Here is a 14,641-nt window from a genome sequence, read left to right as displayed (position 1 = left end):
AGATTGCTGCGGGAGAAGAACGAATCAATATCTAGATCAACATAACCCATTGATTCGTTATCCACAACTTAGTTGCGGCCGATCACGAGGTCTCGGCACTGCGGACGACGCCATACGGTTTCTTCAACCGCGTTGCCATTGCCGAACAGAACCTTGTACTGGCAGACGATCTCGCCGTCCTCGGCGGTGACGAATTTCAGATTGTAGTCCCAGGCCTTGCCGTTCTTGGCCATGCGCTCCGGCTGGCCCAGCAACTTGGCTACGTCGCTCTGCGAAGCGCCGAGCTGGATCTCGCGAACCTGGCTGACGCTGACGGGCTTGCCGGGACGGACAAAATAGGCGTCGAGTTCGGTCAGCGCCGGCGAGACGCTATCAAACCGCATGTTCGGGTTATGGACGTTCAGCATGCCAGCGCTGGCGGCACCGGCGGTGAGAAGGCCGGCAAGGACGGCGATGGATATGGTCTTCAGCATTTCTCTCTCCTTCAGTTTCATTGACATCGGTTGGTTCGCCCTGACGGGCCTTTCATGATGATCAGCGCTCCCTCAAAGCCTCCCGGCCCCGATTGAGCGGCTTGATGAGATAATCCCACACGGTTTTTTCCCCCGTCTTGATATCGACGGTCGCGATCATGCCGGGGGTTATGGGAAACCGCTTGCCGGCCGCGTTCACCAGCGCGTCGGAGGCGGTGCGGATATAGACCCGGTAATAGAGGTTTTCCGGATTGATCTCGTCGCGGATCGTGTCCGGAGAGATATTCTCGACCGTGCCCTCAAGGCCGCCATAGACCGAGTAGTCATAGGCGGTGATCTTCACCAGCGCGTCCTGGCCGGGATGGATGAAGGCGATGTCGCGCGGCGAGACGCGCGCCTCGATCAAAAGCTGGTCGTTGAGCGGCACGATCGTCATCACCGCGCCGTTCGGCGAAATCACGCCGCCGATCGTCGTCACCGCCACATCCTTGATCACGCCATGAACCGGGGAGCGGATCGTGGTGTGGGCAATCGTGTCCTCGAGCCCGTTCAGCGTGGACAACAGCGACTGCACCTCCGCCTGCGCTTCGGCCAGCTTTTCGCCGGTTTCGATGACATATTTGGAGCGCATGTCATCCATTCTGAGCTTGATGTCGCCGCGGTCGCGCTTGAGCTTGATCAGTTCGACCTTGCTCGCCGCCCCGGTCGCGAGCAGCGGCGTGGTCAGGCGGAGCTGCTCCTCGAGCAGCGCCATATCGGCTTCCATATCGGCGATGGATTCGTGGTAGCTTTCCGTCCGGGCCGTAAACAGGGCCTGTTCGGAGGCTCTGAGTTCGGGATAATCGTCGAGCGCCGCCGGAAAGGTCACGCTTTCCGCTCCGGTGACTTCCGCCTGCAGGCGCGCGGCCTGGGCCAGCGAAGCGCGGTAGCGGGCCGCCGTCTCGTCATATTCGGCCTGCGCGCGGGTCGGGTCGAGCCGCGCCAGCACCTGACCCTTGTCGACCACCTCGCCAGCGCTGACATCAAGCTCGGCCAGAATGCCGCCGTCGAAGGACTGGATCACCTGTTCATGCGAGAGCGGCACCACCGTGCCGGGCCCCGACGACACTTCCTCCACGGAGAAGAAGTAGGCCCAGACGAAGAAGGCGGCGAGGATCAGGAACAGTGCCAGCACGACCCGATTGGCGCCGCTGGCCGAAATATCGTCACCCTCGATCAGGCTGTCATAGGAAGCGGCACTCATTGGACCTTCACCTCGCGCTTTCTGGCGGTCAGAGCCTCGCCCTTGCGCAGGCGCGTCAGAATTGTATCGCGCGGACCGTCCATGATGATCTTGCCGTTGGAGACGACCAGAAGCCGGTCCACCAGCGCCAGGATCGACGGCTTGTGGGTGGCGACGACCAGCGTGGTTTCGCCGGCAAGGTCGGCAAGCGCCGAAAGCACCTTCTGCTCCGCGGTTTCATCAAGCGAGGCTGTCGGCTCGTCGAGCAGGATCACGGAAGGTTCGCGCAGCAGGAGGCGCGACAGAATAATGGCCTGACGTTGTCCGCCGGAAAGGCCGATGCCGCCTTCCTGGATCTGCCGATCGAGCCCTTCGGGCATGGCGCGAATGAACTCCCATGCGCCGGTGCGCTCAAGGGCGGCGATCAGCTCCTCGTCGCGGGCATTGGGCGCGCCGAGGCAAAGATTTTCGCGGATCGTGCCGTAAAACAGCCGCGCGTTCTGGCCGGCAAGGCCGATATGGCGGCGCAGATCGGCCGGATCGACGTGGGCGATGTTGACGCCGTCGACCAGCACCGTGCCCGAGCGCGCTTCCATCAGGCCCGAAAGCCCCTGCAGCAGGGTCGACTTGCCGGCGCCGTTGCGGCCGATGATGCCGACCTTCGAGCCCGCCGCGATCTTCAGACCCTCGACGGTGAGCACCGGCTCCTTTTCATAGGCAAAGACCGCATTCGTGAACTGAAATTCACCCTTGATCACCGGCTTGTGGATGCGCTTGGCGTTTTCGGGATGATCGACCGGCAGCGTCATGATCTTGTCGAGGCTTTCGCGGGCGATCTTTGCCTGCTGCCAGCGGTTGAGAATCTGCGCCACGCCGGCCAGCGGCGCCAGCATGCGGGTCGACAGCATGGCTGCGGCAACCAGCGCACCGGTCGTCATGTCGCCGAACATCACCGCCGGCGCGCCGGCCGCGACCACGGCGATATAGACCATGCCCTGCACGGTCTGCGTCCAGTTGCCGAGCGTGCCGACGAGATCGCGCAGCTTCATGCCGGAATCAGCGTTGACAGCGTTGTAGTGGTTCCAGTGGTTCTGGAACCGGTCTTCGGCCTGCAACAGCTTGATGTCGTCCAGTCCCTGGACGGCCTCGACCAGCATGGCGTTGCGCAGCGCGGATTCGCGCATATTGGCTTTGGCCAGCTTGCGCAGCCGGCCCTGCGCCAGAACGCCGGGCAGGATCAGCAGCAGCACCGCGATCGCCGGAACCCAGACCAGATTGCCCGCGACCCACCAGAAGATCAGGCAGAACAGCAGAAAGAACGGGATATCCGCAATCGCCGAGACGGCCGACGAGGTCATCATCTCGCGCACATGCTCCAGTTCGCGAAGCTGCGCGATGAAGGTGCCGGTCGCCTGTGGGCGGGCGCTGTTTTTCACCCTGAGCGCATGGCCGAAGACCTTGTCGGAGATGCGCAGATCGGCGCGCTTTCCGAGAACATCGGTGATCTTCATGCGCATCTGGCGCATGACGAAGGCGAATATCACCGCGAGCAGCGCGCCGCCGCCAAGCACGAACAGCGTCGGATAGGACTGTGCCGGCACCACGCGGTCATAGACCTGCATGGAAAAGATGACGCTGGCGAGCGCGAGGATATTGGCCGCAAGCGAGGCCAGCATAATGAACACATAGGGCCTGAGATCGGCAAGGACGATCGATCGCATCCAGTGTTTCTTGAACGGCTCGATATAGGCGTCGATCCGGCCATCCGGCATGCCGCCGGCCGGGCGGATCACCGCCACCAGTTCGACCCTGTCCCGGATCCCGTCAATCTTGATATCCGATGTCAGCCCGCCATCGCCGGAAAAACCAAGCGTCAACCGGTCGCCATTGCGCCGGGTGGCGACGGCAACCTCGCCATCCTTCAGGACCAGCACGACCGGCAGCCGCATATCGTTGATCTTGCGAAGATCGGTGCTGATGAACCGGATCGAAAGTCCGGCCTGGCGGGCAAGCTTGCCGAAACTTCTCTTGCGGTCGCCGCTGTTATCCCAGGCATCGGCGAGCCGCAACTGCTCGGGCGAACAGTCGATCCGGTAATGGCCGGCAACCGTCAGCAGGGCCTCGATCCAACGGGCCGAAACAGTCCCGGCCGCAAGCTCGATCTCTTCGCCGCTCTCGCGATTTCTGTTGATATGGATATTCATGGCAGCGCCAGTCTTTTGAGTAGAAGAGGAGCTTGCAGCCGGGGCCGAGCCCCGGCTGTCAATCGTGCTTCGTTGGCACTGATGGGGGCTCAGCCCACCATCATGGCGTGATCCTCAAGCTCGTTGAGATCGATGCTGGCCGTGCCCGGATCGCTGAAGTCCTGCGGGTCATTTGCCGCCGCGCCATCCCCGTGCTTTTCCTCGGGCAAATAGGCCTCGAGGCTTTCGACATTGTCCTCGTAGACAAGCTCGGCCACGTTGATGTCGTCATCGGCGGCCGGATGATCGCCGCTGGCGTCATCGTCATTGGCCGGGGCTTCATCGATGGACGCGAGACCCAGCGTCTCGGCGTGGAACACGCCTTGGCCCGCAGCATCGCCGCTGTCTTCCGCACTGTCGGTCTCGATTGCCATGCGTGCGGCAGACGCAGTGGCGCCGGCCTCCTGAACATCGATCTTCAGCGAGGCTTCGCTGGTGTCACCGCTGTCATCGGTAAGCACGTAGCGGAAATCTTCCTCGCCCATGCCCGTGTCGGGATCAGCCGTGTAGGTCCAGTCGCCGGTTTCGAAATCGAAGACGAGCCTGCCGCCCTGATCGGTTTCCACGTTGAGGATCGACCCGTCCTCGATCTGATTGCCGTTGTGGTCGACAATACGGCCCTGATCATAGGTGTAGGTCTCGCCATCGACATCGATCGAGAGGATGCGGCCGCCATCGATACCAAGAAGATCGTCATCCGCGGTACCGGCGACGCCATCGGCGCCATTCAGCACATTGCCGGAGACATCCACTTCCTTGAGGACGTCGAGCAGTTCGTCCACGAGGTCGTCGAAGTTGGCCACCTGGACGACATGGTTGTCGCCGTCGGCTTCATCGACATCCTGAAGACGGGGCACCGTGACGCCCTGGCCGATGCCGACCGTCTGCACGTCGATTTTGTTGTCTGCAACGAAATCATTCCATGCAGTCTGGGTGGCGCTCTTCAACGAATGGTCGATGTCGCTGGTTGATGTGCCTTCATAGTCCCGGGTCGGCTCTCCATCGCTCATGAAGAAGACGCGATTATTGTAACCGTCGACAGGCTGATAGGACTCCATCGTCTCGTTGATCGCCGCCGTATAGTTGGTCTGGCTGTTATAGGGACGATGGGCATCCCAGGCATCGACCTGCGCCGCGAATTCGGCGTAGCTGCTGAAGGATGCTGTAGAAGTGGCGCCCGAAGAAAAAGCCACAAGCTGGATTTTGACATCGCCGGTCGTGCCTTCGAAGAAGGCCTGACCGGCCGCCTTGACGGCCTCCAGCATCTGGTGAGCTTCGGAGTTGTCCACGCTTCCGCTGAAATCGAGAACGAAGGCGATGTTGAAGTTCTCGTCGCTCATGAAGTCATCGCCGGCAAGCTGCAGGCTGATATCGTCCTCGTGTGCGAGCGGCGCATTGCGCTCAAATGCCTCGGTATCCGCGCCCTCAGAGCCGAGATTGCCGACCTTGTCGGTATAGCTCTCATCGGCAACCGTGACGGTCAGGTCGCCGCCGGCCTTTTCAGGCGTCACCCTCGCGGTCCAGGTATGACCGTCGACCTGCGTAAGGTTCGATAGGGTGCCGTTGCTGACGCTGATATCGGAGGCATCGAAGCCGTCCACGTCTTCGGAGAAGGTGAAGGTGACGTCACCGCCCAGGCCGTCATCGTCGATGTCGATATCGACCACGACGGACGGGCCGTCGACGTCGAAGGTCTCGTCGTCGTAACCTTCCGAGCCTTCATTGCCGGCCGTGTCGGTGTAGGAACCGTCGGTAACCGTGGCGGTCACTTCGCCATTGCCGGTCGGCGTGATCGTTGCGGTCCAGACCTGGTTGCCGTCGGCATCTTCCGACCACGTGCCATCCGTGCCGAGATCGGCGTTTTCCAGATCAAGGTCGGCTGCGGGATCGAAGCTCGCGCGATCGGTATCCGGCGAGAAGGTCAGCACGAGTGTGCCGTCCTGGCCGTTATCGGTGATCTCGACGCCAACCGTCGGCGCGGTGCGGTCGAAGGCCTCGCTGTCGGAGCCGGGCGTGCCCGGGTTGCCGGCAAGGTCGGTATAGGAGCCGTCGCCGACGGCAACCGTGACATCGCCGGTTACTTCCGGGGTGACCGTGGCCGTCCAGGTGTTGGGGCCGGTCTGCGTCAGGTTCGACAGCGTTCCATTGCCAACGGTAACATCTCCAGCCTCAAAGCCAGTTACCGGTTCGGAGAAGGTGAAGGTGACCGTGCCGGTCTGGCCTTCGCTGACGATATCGACCACCACGGACGGGCCGTCGACGTCGAAGGTCTCGTCGTCGTAACCTTCCGAGCCTTCATTGCCGGCCGTGTCGGTGTAGGAACCGTCGGTGACGGTGGCGGTCACTTCGCCATTGCCGGTGGGCGTGATGGTCGCGGTCCAGACCTGGTTGCCATCGGCATCTTCCGACCATGTGCCGTCGGTGCCGAGATCGGCGTTCTCCAGGTCGAGGTCGGCGGCCGGATCGAAGCTGTCGCGATCGGTATCCGGCGAGAAGGTCAGCACCAGCGTGCCGTCCTGGCCGTTATCGGTGATCTCGACGCCGACCGTCGGCGCGGTGCGGTCGAAGGCCTCGCTGTCGGAGCCGGGCGTGCCCGGGTTGCCGGCAAGGTCGGTATAGGAGCCATCGCCGACGGCAACCGTGACATCGCCGGTCGCTTCCGGGGTGACGGTGGCGGTCCAGGTGTTGGGGCCGGTCTGCGTCAGGTTCGACAGCGTGCCGTTGCCAACGCTGACATCTCCAGCCTCAAAGCCAGTTACCGGTTCGGAGAAGGTGAAGGTGACCGTGCCGGTCTGGCCGTTGTTGACGATATCGACCACGACGGACGGGCCGTCGACGTCGAAGGTCTCGGTGTCTGCACCTTCCGAACCTTCATTGCCGGCCGTATCCGTGTAGGAACCGTCGGTGACGGTGGCGGTCACTTCGCCATTGCCGGTCGGCGTGATCGTTGCGGTCCAGACCTGGTTGCCATCGGCATCTTCCGACCACGTGCCATCCGTGCCGAGATCGGCGTTTTCCAGGTCGAGGTCGGCGGCCGGATCGAAGCTGTCGCGATCGGTATCCGGCGAGAAGGTCAGCACCAGCGTGCCGTCCTGGCCGTTATCGGTGATCTCGACGCCAACCGTCGGCGCGGTGCGGTCGAAGACCTCGCTGTCGGAGCCGGGCGTGCCGGGGTTGCCGGCAAGGTCGGTGTAGGAGCCGTCGCCGACGGCAACCGTGACATCGCCGGTCGCTTCCGGGGTGACGGTGGCGGTCCAGGTGTTGGGACCGGTCTGCGTCAGGTTCGACAGCGTGCCGTTGCCAACGGTAACATCGCCAGCCTCAAAGCCGGTTACCGGTTCGGAGAAGGTGAAGGTGACCGTGCCGGTCTGGCCTTCGTTGACGATATCGACCGTGACGGACGGACCGTCGACGTCGAAGGTCTCGTCGTCGTAACCTTCCGAGCCTTCATTGCCGGCCGTGTCGGTGTAGGAACCGTCGGTGACGGTGGCGGTCACTTCGCCATTGCCGGTGGGCGTGATGGTCGCGGTCCAGACCTGGTTGCCATCGGCATCTTCCGACCATGTGCCGTCGGTGCCGAGATCGGCGTTTTCCAGATCGAGGTCGGCGGCCGGGTCGAAGCTCGCGCGATCGGTATCCGGCGAGAAGGTCAGCACCAGCGTGCCGTCCTGGCCGTTATCGGTGATCTCGACGCCGACATCCGGGCCAGTCAGATCAAGCGTGGCGTTTTCGGTGTCCGTGACCGGATTGCCGTCTTCGCCAGGAACGGGATTCCCGTCGGGGTCGGTTACAGTGCCGACGATCTCGACGTCGCCCTCGGCAATGCCGTCGCGCGGTATGTCGTAGGACCAGCTACCATCCTCGCCGACGGGGATCGGTTCCGACTTCACGATGTTGCCGTCGCCGTCCGGATAAGAGACCACCACATATTCGCCAGTGCTGTTGCCGGTGACCCTCACATGGCCGGCTTCGGGGTCATCAACGACGTCTTCCACATCAAGAGCGGGAAAGACTGGAGCCGCATCATCGTCACCGCCGCCGGCAAAGGCAAGGCCGCCGGCAGACGCGGCGCCAAGGCCGCCAAGCGCGCCCCAGGGGAAGGCGCCGGCGCTGTCCGCGCCGATCTCGGCGAAGGCGAAGTCGCTCCACGGCCCCGAGGCATACTGGCCCCACCAGGCGATGCCGTCATCATCGACCAGCACCAGCTCATTGCGCTCATCACCAAATTCGACGAAGAAGTCGCCGATGCTGATGGTCTTGCCGTCAGCCGTCACAATCATCAGATCGTCGCCGTTCTGTTCGAAAGAAGCAACGCTTTCGGGCGCGATCGGCAGCTTTACGACAGAGGCTTCATCGAGCCGTAGGCCCTGGGTAGACTGACGGTGTTGCGAGCCGTCGTCCTTATCGACAATAATTGCGTCCATGATGCTTTTCCTCGAAACTCGATCAAAATGATAGCGCAACCACATCTTTCGGATGCAATGACGCAGCTCTTTTGGCGCACATGCTGAAATTGTTCTGGAGACCCGTGTGGCGACTTTTGCCTTGCCACTTTAGCGGGGGTGACTATCTCAACTTCGCGCGTTGTGCAAGTGGCATAGTGACACTTTTATGAACCGAAGCTGAATTCTTGAGCGCCAATAAGCCGATGCTTTTCAATGACAAAAATGGCTTGCGCGCAATCTATTCCCACTAAAGGCCTCTGCCATAAGCAGTTTTGTCATTTGATTAAATCGAGCCCCGTGGTATTACATGGAATAAATTTAATGTTCGCTCACATGAAAAATTAACAGAAAAAGTGCGACGCCGTTTGCTCGCACGCGTTGCGGGCGACAGAGAAATTCATTGCACGCGAAATAAATTATAGGTTGTAACCTAAATCACGCGCATCAAGAGTGGGCGAGATAGAGGTACACGCCGTCAGTCCGGCGGAAGGATTCAAGCGGCATGCATGGCCGGCGCGCGGTAGTTGTGGCGCAAGTTTTATTTAGCCACAACGGACGCTTCTATAGCAGCAGGAAAAAGTCGCCGTTGCGGTGATGTCAGACAACCGCGAAAAAATACCAAGGCGGACAAGGGCTGTAGCTTCGCTCAATACGTCGCTAGAGCATCCGGCGTGAAAGTAAAATCCGGTTTTCGAGAACCCGATGCGGCAAAAACAAAGAACTAGATCATCGGGCGGTCCATATTAACCGCCCGATATGCTAGAGACCGGCCGCGACCCTTTCTGCCCGTGCAATGCGTATGTCGGAGGCCGGATGGTAGGACGTATAGCTAGGCCGGCCAGTCGCCTCATCATTGGCCTGCATGGCTTTCAGGAAGCGAGTGACGGCGTCCGGATCATAGCCCGCCTTGGCCAGCAGGCGGATCGCCATGGCATCGGCCTCAAATTCCTGCTGGCGCGAAAGCGATGCCACGCGTTCGCTTTTTTCCGCCAGCAATGCCTTCACCTTGCCGCTGTCGGGAAGCAACGCCGCTATATCTGCGCTTGAAATGCCGGCTTGCGTACCGGCACTGGACCGGGCAGCAGCATGGCCGGAAAGCTTGTGGGCCATTTCATGGGCAATGACGGCGGCGAGCTCCGAATCGTCCTCGGTGAGCAACAGAAGCTCCCGCGTCAGATAGACATTTCCGTCCGGCGCCAACACAGCGTTGGGATCGGAAGCGTTCACCACCCTTATCAAGACCGGCGTTGTGCCGGCCGCATCCGCCAGCCTGTCGCTGATCTCCGCCAGCCTGCGTGACGCGGCCCGGTCTTTGTAAAGCCCTCCGGTGGGCTTCACCTCCCGGCTTCCCAAAGCGAGAGCGCTGCCTTCCTGGGACGCTGCTTTCCCGCCGGTGTCCATCTGACAGCCGAAAAGGCCGGAAACAACAAGGAGCACAACCGCCGTGGACCAGCTGCCATTCCGGCGGCGTGTTCCAGAATATGGCGGCCGGTCGGCCAAACCCGGTCTTTTCATCATTCCGATCTGTATTCTCCGCAAAACTATCGCCGCAACCTGTCCGGGCATTGTGACACATATCACGGATATTTCTTCATTTTTTTGTCAGCTGGCCGGCGGGTCGTGTAAGCGCGTCTTGCGCAAGGGGCTCCGTTTCCGACCGAAGACGCAGAAAAGGCGTGTCGGCGAAGATCGGACGCTATCCGGGAGTTTCAGACCCACAGGAGATTGTACCCCTGGGCGGATTTGTTGGAGGGCGGGTGGCCGCCACAGCATTCGATCAATAATTTAAATTTAAAATATATGCTCGACATTCTTGTAATTTGGTTTCGCCGATTATATCGTTTTCCCGTCGGATCATTGAGGTAAGGACTCATAATGAGCCACATCCATCCGAAGGGCCCGTCCGGTAAAAACATTTTAAATTTGGAGGAAACCATGAGCGCTAAAGTCGTCCCCGTCGTCACCCGCAGCACAGAGCTTGGCGAACAGACCCTGCAATCGGGCGAATGCGTCCGCAAGTCCGGCGTCAGCCCGCAGCACACGCCCGCCACCAAGATCTGGTTCGGTCGCGTCACCAACGAGCCGGGCCACCGCTCGCCCCCGCATCATCACGAGGAAGCCGAGACCGGCGGTTACGTCCTGTCCGGCCATGGCCGCATCTATTTCGGCGAGGACTACAAGGAATATACCGACATGTATCCGGGCGATTTCGTGTTCGTTCCGCCGTTCATGCCGCATGTCGAGGTCAATATGAGCACGACCGAAGAGCTGGTCTGGCTCACCTGCCGCACCCCGGATAATCTGGTGACAAACCTGCCGGATGTTCACGACGAGCAGCTTGAGGGTTATCGTCGCGCCTGACTGACGGTTCTCAAAGCTGGAGTAGACTATGAAACTGGTACGATACGGTGAAGTGGGCGCCGAAAAGCCCGGCATCCTCGATGCGAACGGCGCGATCCGCGATCTTTCGGGCGTGATCGGGGATATCTCCTCCGAAACGCTGTCGCCGGAGTTGCTCTCGCAGCTTGCCGGCCTCGAGCCCGAAACCCTGCCGCTCGTCGACGGCAGCCCGCGCTATGGCGCACCGGTCGGAAAAATCGGCAAGTTCATCTGCGTCGGCCTCAATTATGCCGACCATGCCGCCGAGACCGGTAAGGCGCCGCCGCCCGAACCGGTGCTGTTCGCCAAGGCGACGACGGCCGTCTGCGGTCCGAATGACGACGTCGAAATTCCGCGCGGCTCGTCGCGCACCGACTGGGAGGTCGAGCTCGGCATCGTGATCGGCAAACGGGCGAAGTATGTCACGGAAGACGAGGCGCTTTCCCATGTGGCCGGCTATGTTCTCGTCAACGATGTCTCCGAGCGGGAGTTCCAGTCGGAACGCGCCGGCCAGTGGATCAAGGGCAAGAGCCATGACACGTTCGGCCCCACCGGCCCTTGGCTGGTAACGCCCGAGGAATTTGAGGATATCCAGAATCTCGACCTCTGGCTCGATGTCGACGGCGAGCGCCGGCAGACCGGCAATACCCGCACCATGATCTTCTCCGTGAAGCACCTCGTCAGCTACATCTCGCAGTTCATGACGCTGGAGCCCGGCGATGTCATCTCCACCGGCACGCCCCCCGGCGTCGGGCTGGGCATGAAGCCGCCGACCTTCCTCAAGGAAGGCCAGATCGTGACGCTCGGCGCGGCCGGGCTTGGCGAACAGCGGCAGAAAATGGTGCAGGCATGAGCTTGGCAAAGGCAAAGGCGGCGCTGAACGATCTTTCCGGCAAGACCGCGATCGTCACCGGCGCGGGGCGCGGGCAGGGGGCGGTGGAAGCCGCCCTTCTGGCCGAGGCCGGCGCGCGGGTGATGCTGTGCGATGTGCTGGTCGAGGAAGGCGAGGCCGAGGCAGAAAAGTTGCGCGCGACGGGCCATGACGCGCGCTTCCTGAAGCTCGACGTCACCGCCGAGGCGGACTGGCAGGCGGTGATCGACGCCGTGTGCGACTGGACCGGCGGCCTCGATATCCTCGTCAACAATGCCGGCATCATCAATCGCAAGACGATCGCCGACATGTCGGTCGCCGAATGGCGCAAAGTGCTGGACGTCAACGCCACCGGCGCATTCGCCGGGCTCAAGGCGGCGCTGCCGCTAATGGCGGAAACCGGCGGCGGCTCGGTCATCAACATCTCCTCCAACAGCGGCTTTTCCGGCCATTACGACCCGGCCTACACCGCCAGCAAATGGGCGCTGCGCGGGCTGACCCGCACGGCGGCGATGGAATATGCCGAAAAGGGCGTGCGCGTGAACGCGATCTGCCCCGGCCTGATCGTCACCGATCTCAACCGCAACTCCCCGCATCTGAAGCCGATGATCGAGATGACGCCGATGGCCAGGAGCGGCGAGGCCGAGGAAGTGGCCCAGCTCGTGCTGTTCCTCGCCTCTGACGCCTCCGCCTTTATCACCGGCGAGGATTTCGTCATCGACGGCGGCTTCACCGGCGGCGCGGCCTATCGCCGCGTGGCGCGGGAGACGGGGATTTACTGACAGGTTGTGTCGCCGGGAGGGTGCTTACCCCTCATCCGGCCTTCGGCCACCTTCTCCCCGGTGGGGAGAAGGGGAAGACGGTGCGGCTATGGGTTTCCGCTAGAGCCATGCTCCCTCTCGCCCCGAGGCGAGAGGGAGACAAGACCGGGAACGGGCCCGCACGCCAAATCAGCCCTTGGCGTTGTACTTCGCATCCAGATCGTTGATCGCCTGGACATTGCCGGCGGAGCGGCCGTTGGGGTCGAATTCGCAGGCGAGATAGGCGTCGGCGATAGATTTGGCGAGTTCGGTTCCTATCACACGCGCGCCCATGGTGATGACCTGGGCATTGTTGGAGAGTGCCGCACGTTCGGCCGAATAGGTGTCGTGGGTCTGGGCGGCGCGGATGCCGGGGACCTTGTTGGCCGAGATCGCGACGCCGATGCCCGTGCCGCAGCACAGGATAGCCCGGTCATAGGTGCCGTCCAGAACGCCGGCGGTGACGCGGTCGGCCAGGTTGGCGTAATATTCATTGCCGTTGTTGGGCGGGGTGCTGAGTTCGGAGACGGTGAACCCTTCGCGGCCGGCCAGATGCTCGGCGATGACCTTGGCGAGCGGGGCTCCGGCGCTGTCTCCTGCGACTGCAATCTTCATGGTGCTTTCCTTTCGAGAATGTTGATTCAGATGACCTTCGCGACCCGCTCGAGAATGTCGAGATAGCCCTCGACATGCCAGGCGGAACGGCCGATAAAGAGCCCGTCGACATGGTCGCAGGCGATCATGTCGGCCGCGTTTCCGGGGTTGACGCTGCCGCCGTAGAGGCAGGGCAGTTCGCGGCCGGTCACAAGCCGCGTCGTGTCGATGATCTTGGCCTGCCGCGCCTCGGCATAATCGGGCGAGGCCGGATGGCCGCGTTCGCCGATCGCCCAGACCGGCTCGTAGGCGAAGATGATCTCGGCCTGTTTCTGCTCGTCGCTGAGACGCGACAGCGCGGCCTCGACCTGGGCATGCAGCACGTCATCGGCGCGGCCGGCATCCTTTTCCGCCTCGGTCTCGCCGATGCAGATCAGCGGGATCATGCCATGACGCACCGCAGCTTCGGTCTTCAGCCCGACGGTCTCGTCGGTCTCGCCGAAATTGGCGCGCCGCTCCGAATGGCCGAGCTCGACGATATCCATGCCACAATCGGCAAGCATCACCGGCGAGATTTCGCCGGTCCACGCGCCATGATCGTCCCAGTGCATGTTCTGCGCGCCGACCAGAACGTCGGCATCCGCAAGCCGCGCCTTGACCTCGCGGATCGCGGTGAAGGGCGGGATGACGAAGCGCTGGATCCGGTCATCGCTTCCGGCAGCGGCGAGCGCATCGGCATAGGCGACGGCCTCGGACAGCGTCTTGTTCATCTTCCAGCTGGTTCCGACAAAGAACCGGTCAAACCGTGCCATCGCTTATTCTTCCTCTGCGAAATACAATTCTATGCCCTGGCTTGCGAGCTCCGCGGCCTGGTCTTCCGGCAACGCCCGGCTGGTGACCACGCCGGCGAAGGCATCGAGATCGGCCAGCCGGTGCAGGGCGGTGCGGCCGAACTTGTTGTGGTCGGCCATCAGATAGGATTTCTGGGCGACCGCCATCATCGCGCGCTTGACCTGCAGCACTTCCTGATCCTGATGGCAGGCGATGCGGCCATGGATAGAGGAACTGGTGATCAGCGCGATATCGGCCCGCAGGTCGGCAAGCGTGGCGGTTGTGATGACACCAAAGAAACCATTGAACTTCTTTGAAAAATCGCCGCCAAGCGCGATCAGGCTGATGCCGCCTTGACCGGACAGCCCGTTGATGATCGAAAGATTGTTGGTGATCACTGTCAGCGGCCGCTTTTCGATCAGAAAGGGAATAACCGCCTCGGATGTCGAGCCGTCATCGACCATCACGCTCATGCCCGGTTCGATGAAATCGGCGGCGCGCCGCGCGATCGCGCTTTTCAGCGCCGGCGCCATCTTCGCGCGGTAGCGATAGTCGCTTTCGAACTGGCCGCTCGCCTCGATCGTCGCCCCGCCGCGCACCTTGCGCAGCAGGCCCTCGGCCTCGAGATCGTCGAGATCGCGGTGGATCGTCATCTTCGAGACGGCAAAGCGCGCGGCCAGATCGTCAAGCGAAACCGTGCCTTCCTCGACCAGAAGATCGACAATATCCCGGCGGCGATCTTCAAGCTTCAACAGACGGCTCCTCGCGTTTGATGACAGGTCA

At 61.9% G+C, this 14,641-nt stretch carries 11 protein-coding genes; 3 read left to right on the top strand and 8 right to left on the bottom strand.

Translation table 11 applies throughout. The features are described 5' to 3' along the window. Nucleotides 1-68 precede the first annotated feature (68 nt). The 5 genes from bamE to V6767_RS07520 form a co-directional block, all read right to left on the bottom strand. Nucleotides 69-473 carry an outer membrane protein assembly factor BamE domain-containing protein gene (gene bamE, locus V6767_RS07540; RefSeq protein WP_448472896.1) on the bottom strand — a complete coding sequence of 135 codons (405 nt, stop codon included), beginning with the start codon at nucleotides 471-473 and terminating at the stop codon, nucleotides 69-71. A gap of 61 nt (nucleotides 474-534) precedes the next feature. Further along, a complete protein-coding gene (locus V6767_RS07535) occupies nucleotides 535-1,716 on the bottom strand; it encodes an HlyD family type I secretion periplasmic adaptor subunit (RefSeq protein WP_448472895.1) in 1,182 nt (393 codons plus the stop codon). Continuing rightward, nucleotides 1,713-3,899 carry a type I secretion system permease/ATPase gene (locus tag V6767_RS07530; protein ID WP_448472894.1) on the bottom strand — a complete coding sequence of 729 codons (2,187 nt, stop codon included), beginning with the start codon at nucleotides 3,897-3,899 and terminating at the stop codon, nucleotides 1,713-1,715. The genes V6767_RS07535 and V6767_RS07530 overlap by 4 nt, the downstream gene beginning before the upstream one ends. 89 nt (nucleotides 3,900-3,988) lie before the next feature. Continuing rightward, complete coding sequence (locus tag V6767_RS07525) at nucleotides 3,989-8,362, bottom strand: Ig-like domain-containing protein (RefSeq protein WP_448472893.1); 4,374 nt, start codon at nucleotides 8,360-8,362, stop codon at nucleotides 3,989-3,991. Nucleotides 8,363-9,142: 780 nt separating this feature from the next. Then, nucleotides 9,143-9,721, bottom strand: coding sequence for a M48 family metalloprotease (locus V6767_RS07520; protein ID WP_448472892.1), 579 nt, complete (start codon nucleotides 9,719-9,721; stop codon nucleotides 9,143-9,145). Between the two features lie 597 nt (nucleotides 9,722-10,318). Here V6767_RS07520 and V6767_RS07515 point away from each other — a divergent pair. From V6767_RS07515 to V6767_RS07505, 3 genes are read left to right on the top strand one after another with little or no spacing between them, the layout of a single operon-like run. Further along, complete coding sequence (locus V6767_RS07515; RefSeq protein ID WP_448472891.1) at nucleotides 10,319-10,744, top strand: cupin domain-containing protein; 426 nt, start codon at nucleotides 10,319-10,321, stop codon at nucleotides 10,742-10,744. 28 nt (nucleotides 10,745-10,772) lie between these two features. After that, on the top strand, nucleotides 10,773-11,615 hold the full coding sequence (locus V6767_RS07510; protein WP_448472890.1) for a fumarylacetoacetate hydrolase family protein: 843 nt from the start codon (nucleotides 10,773-10,775) through the stop codon (nucleotides 11,613-11,615). Then, nucleotides 11,612-12,415, top strand: coding sequence for an SDR family NAD(P)-dependent oxidoreductase (locus tag V6767_RS07505; RefSeq protein ID WP_448472889.1), 804 nt, complete (start codon nucleotides 11,612-11,614; stop codon nucleotides 12,413-12,415). Before V6767_RS07510 ends, V6767_RS07505 begins: the two co-directional genes overlap by 4 nt. Nucleotides 12,416-12,583: 168 nt before the next feature. Here V6767_RS07505 and derI read toward each other — a convergent pair whose 3' ends face one another. The 3 genes from derI to V6767_RS07490 are packed head-to-tail and all read right to left on the bottom strand — an operon-like array spanning nucleotide 12,584 to nucleotide 14,610. After that, complete coding sequence (gene derI / locus V6767_RS07500) at nucleotides 12,584-13,048, bottom strand: D-erythrulose-4-phosphate isomerase (protein WP_448472888.1); 465 nt, start codon at nucleotides 13,046-13,048, stop codon at nucleotides 12,584-12,586. A gap of 26 nt (nucleotides 13,049-13,074) precedes the next feature. Further along, nucleotides 13,075-13,839 carry a triose-phosphate isomerase gene (locus V6767_RS07495; protein WP_448472887.1) on the bottom strand — a complete coding sequence of 255 codons (765 nt, stop codon included), beginning with the start codon at nucleotides 13,837-13,839 and terminating at the stop codon, nucleotides 13,075-13,077. A gap of 3 nt (nucleotides 13,840-13,842) precedes the next feature. Beyond that, nucleotides 13,843-14,610 (bottom strand): DeoR/GlpR family DNA-binding transcription regulator, encoded by a 768-nt coding sequence (locus tag V6767_RS07490; protein WP_448472886.1) that lies wholly within the window; start codon nucleotides 14,608-14,610, stop codon nucleotides 13,843-13,845. Nucleotides 14,611-14,641: the final 31 nt, after the last annotated feature.

Source organism: Martelella sp. FLE1502 (assembly GCF_053484255.1).
Note: the sequence above shows the minus strand (reverse complement) of the source record. Positions and strands in the feature narration are given on the sequence as shown.

Bases quoted from the DNA above. Each gene is read 5' to 3' on its own strand.
- bamE (WP_448472896.1), bottom strand. From the start codon at position 473: ATGCTGAAGACCATATCCATCGCCGTCCTTGCCGGCCTTCTCACCGCC.
- V6767_RS07535 (WP_448472895.1), bottom strand. From the start codon at position 1,716: ATGAGTGCCGCTTCCTATGACAGCCTGATCGAGGGTGACGATATTTCG.
- V6767_RS07530 (WP_448472894.1), bottom strand. From the start codon at position 3,899: ATGAATATCCATATCAACAGAAATCGCGAGAGCGGCGAAGAGATCGAG.
- V6767_RS07525 (WP_448472893.1), bottom strand. From the start codon at position 8,362: ATGGACGCAATTATTGTCGATAAGGACGACGGCTCGCAACACCGTCAG.
- V6767_RS07515 (WP_448472891.1), top strand. From the start codon at position 10,319: ATGAGCGCTAAAGTCGTCCCCGTCGTCACCCGCAGCACAGAGCTTGGC.
- V6767_RS07510 (WP_448472890.1), top strand. From the start codon at position 10,773: ATGAAACTGGTACGATACGGTGAAGTGGGCGCCGAAAAGCCCGGCATC.
- V6767_RS07505 (WP_448472889.1), top strand. From the start codon at position 11,612: ATGAGCTTGGCAAAGGCAAAGGCGGCGCTGAACGATCTTTCCGGCAAG.
- derI (WP_448472888.1), bottom strand. From the start codon at position 13,048: ATGAAGATTGCAGTCGCAGGAGACAGCGCCGGAGCCCCGCTCGCCAAG.
- V6767_RS07495 (WP_448472887.1), bottom strand. From the start codon at position 13,839: ATGGCACGGTTTGACCGGTTCTTTGTCGGAACCAGCTGGAAGATGAAC.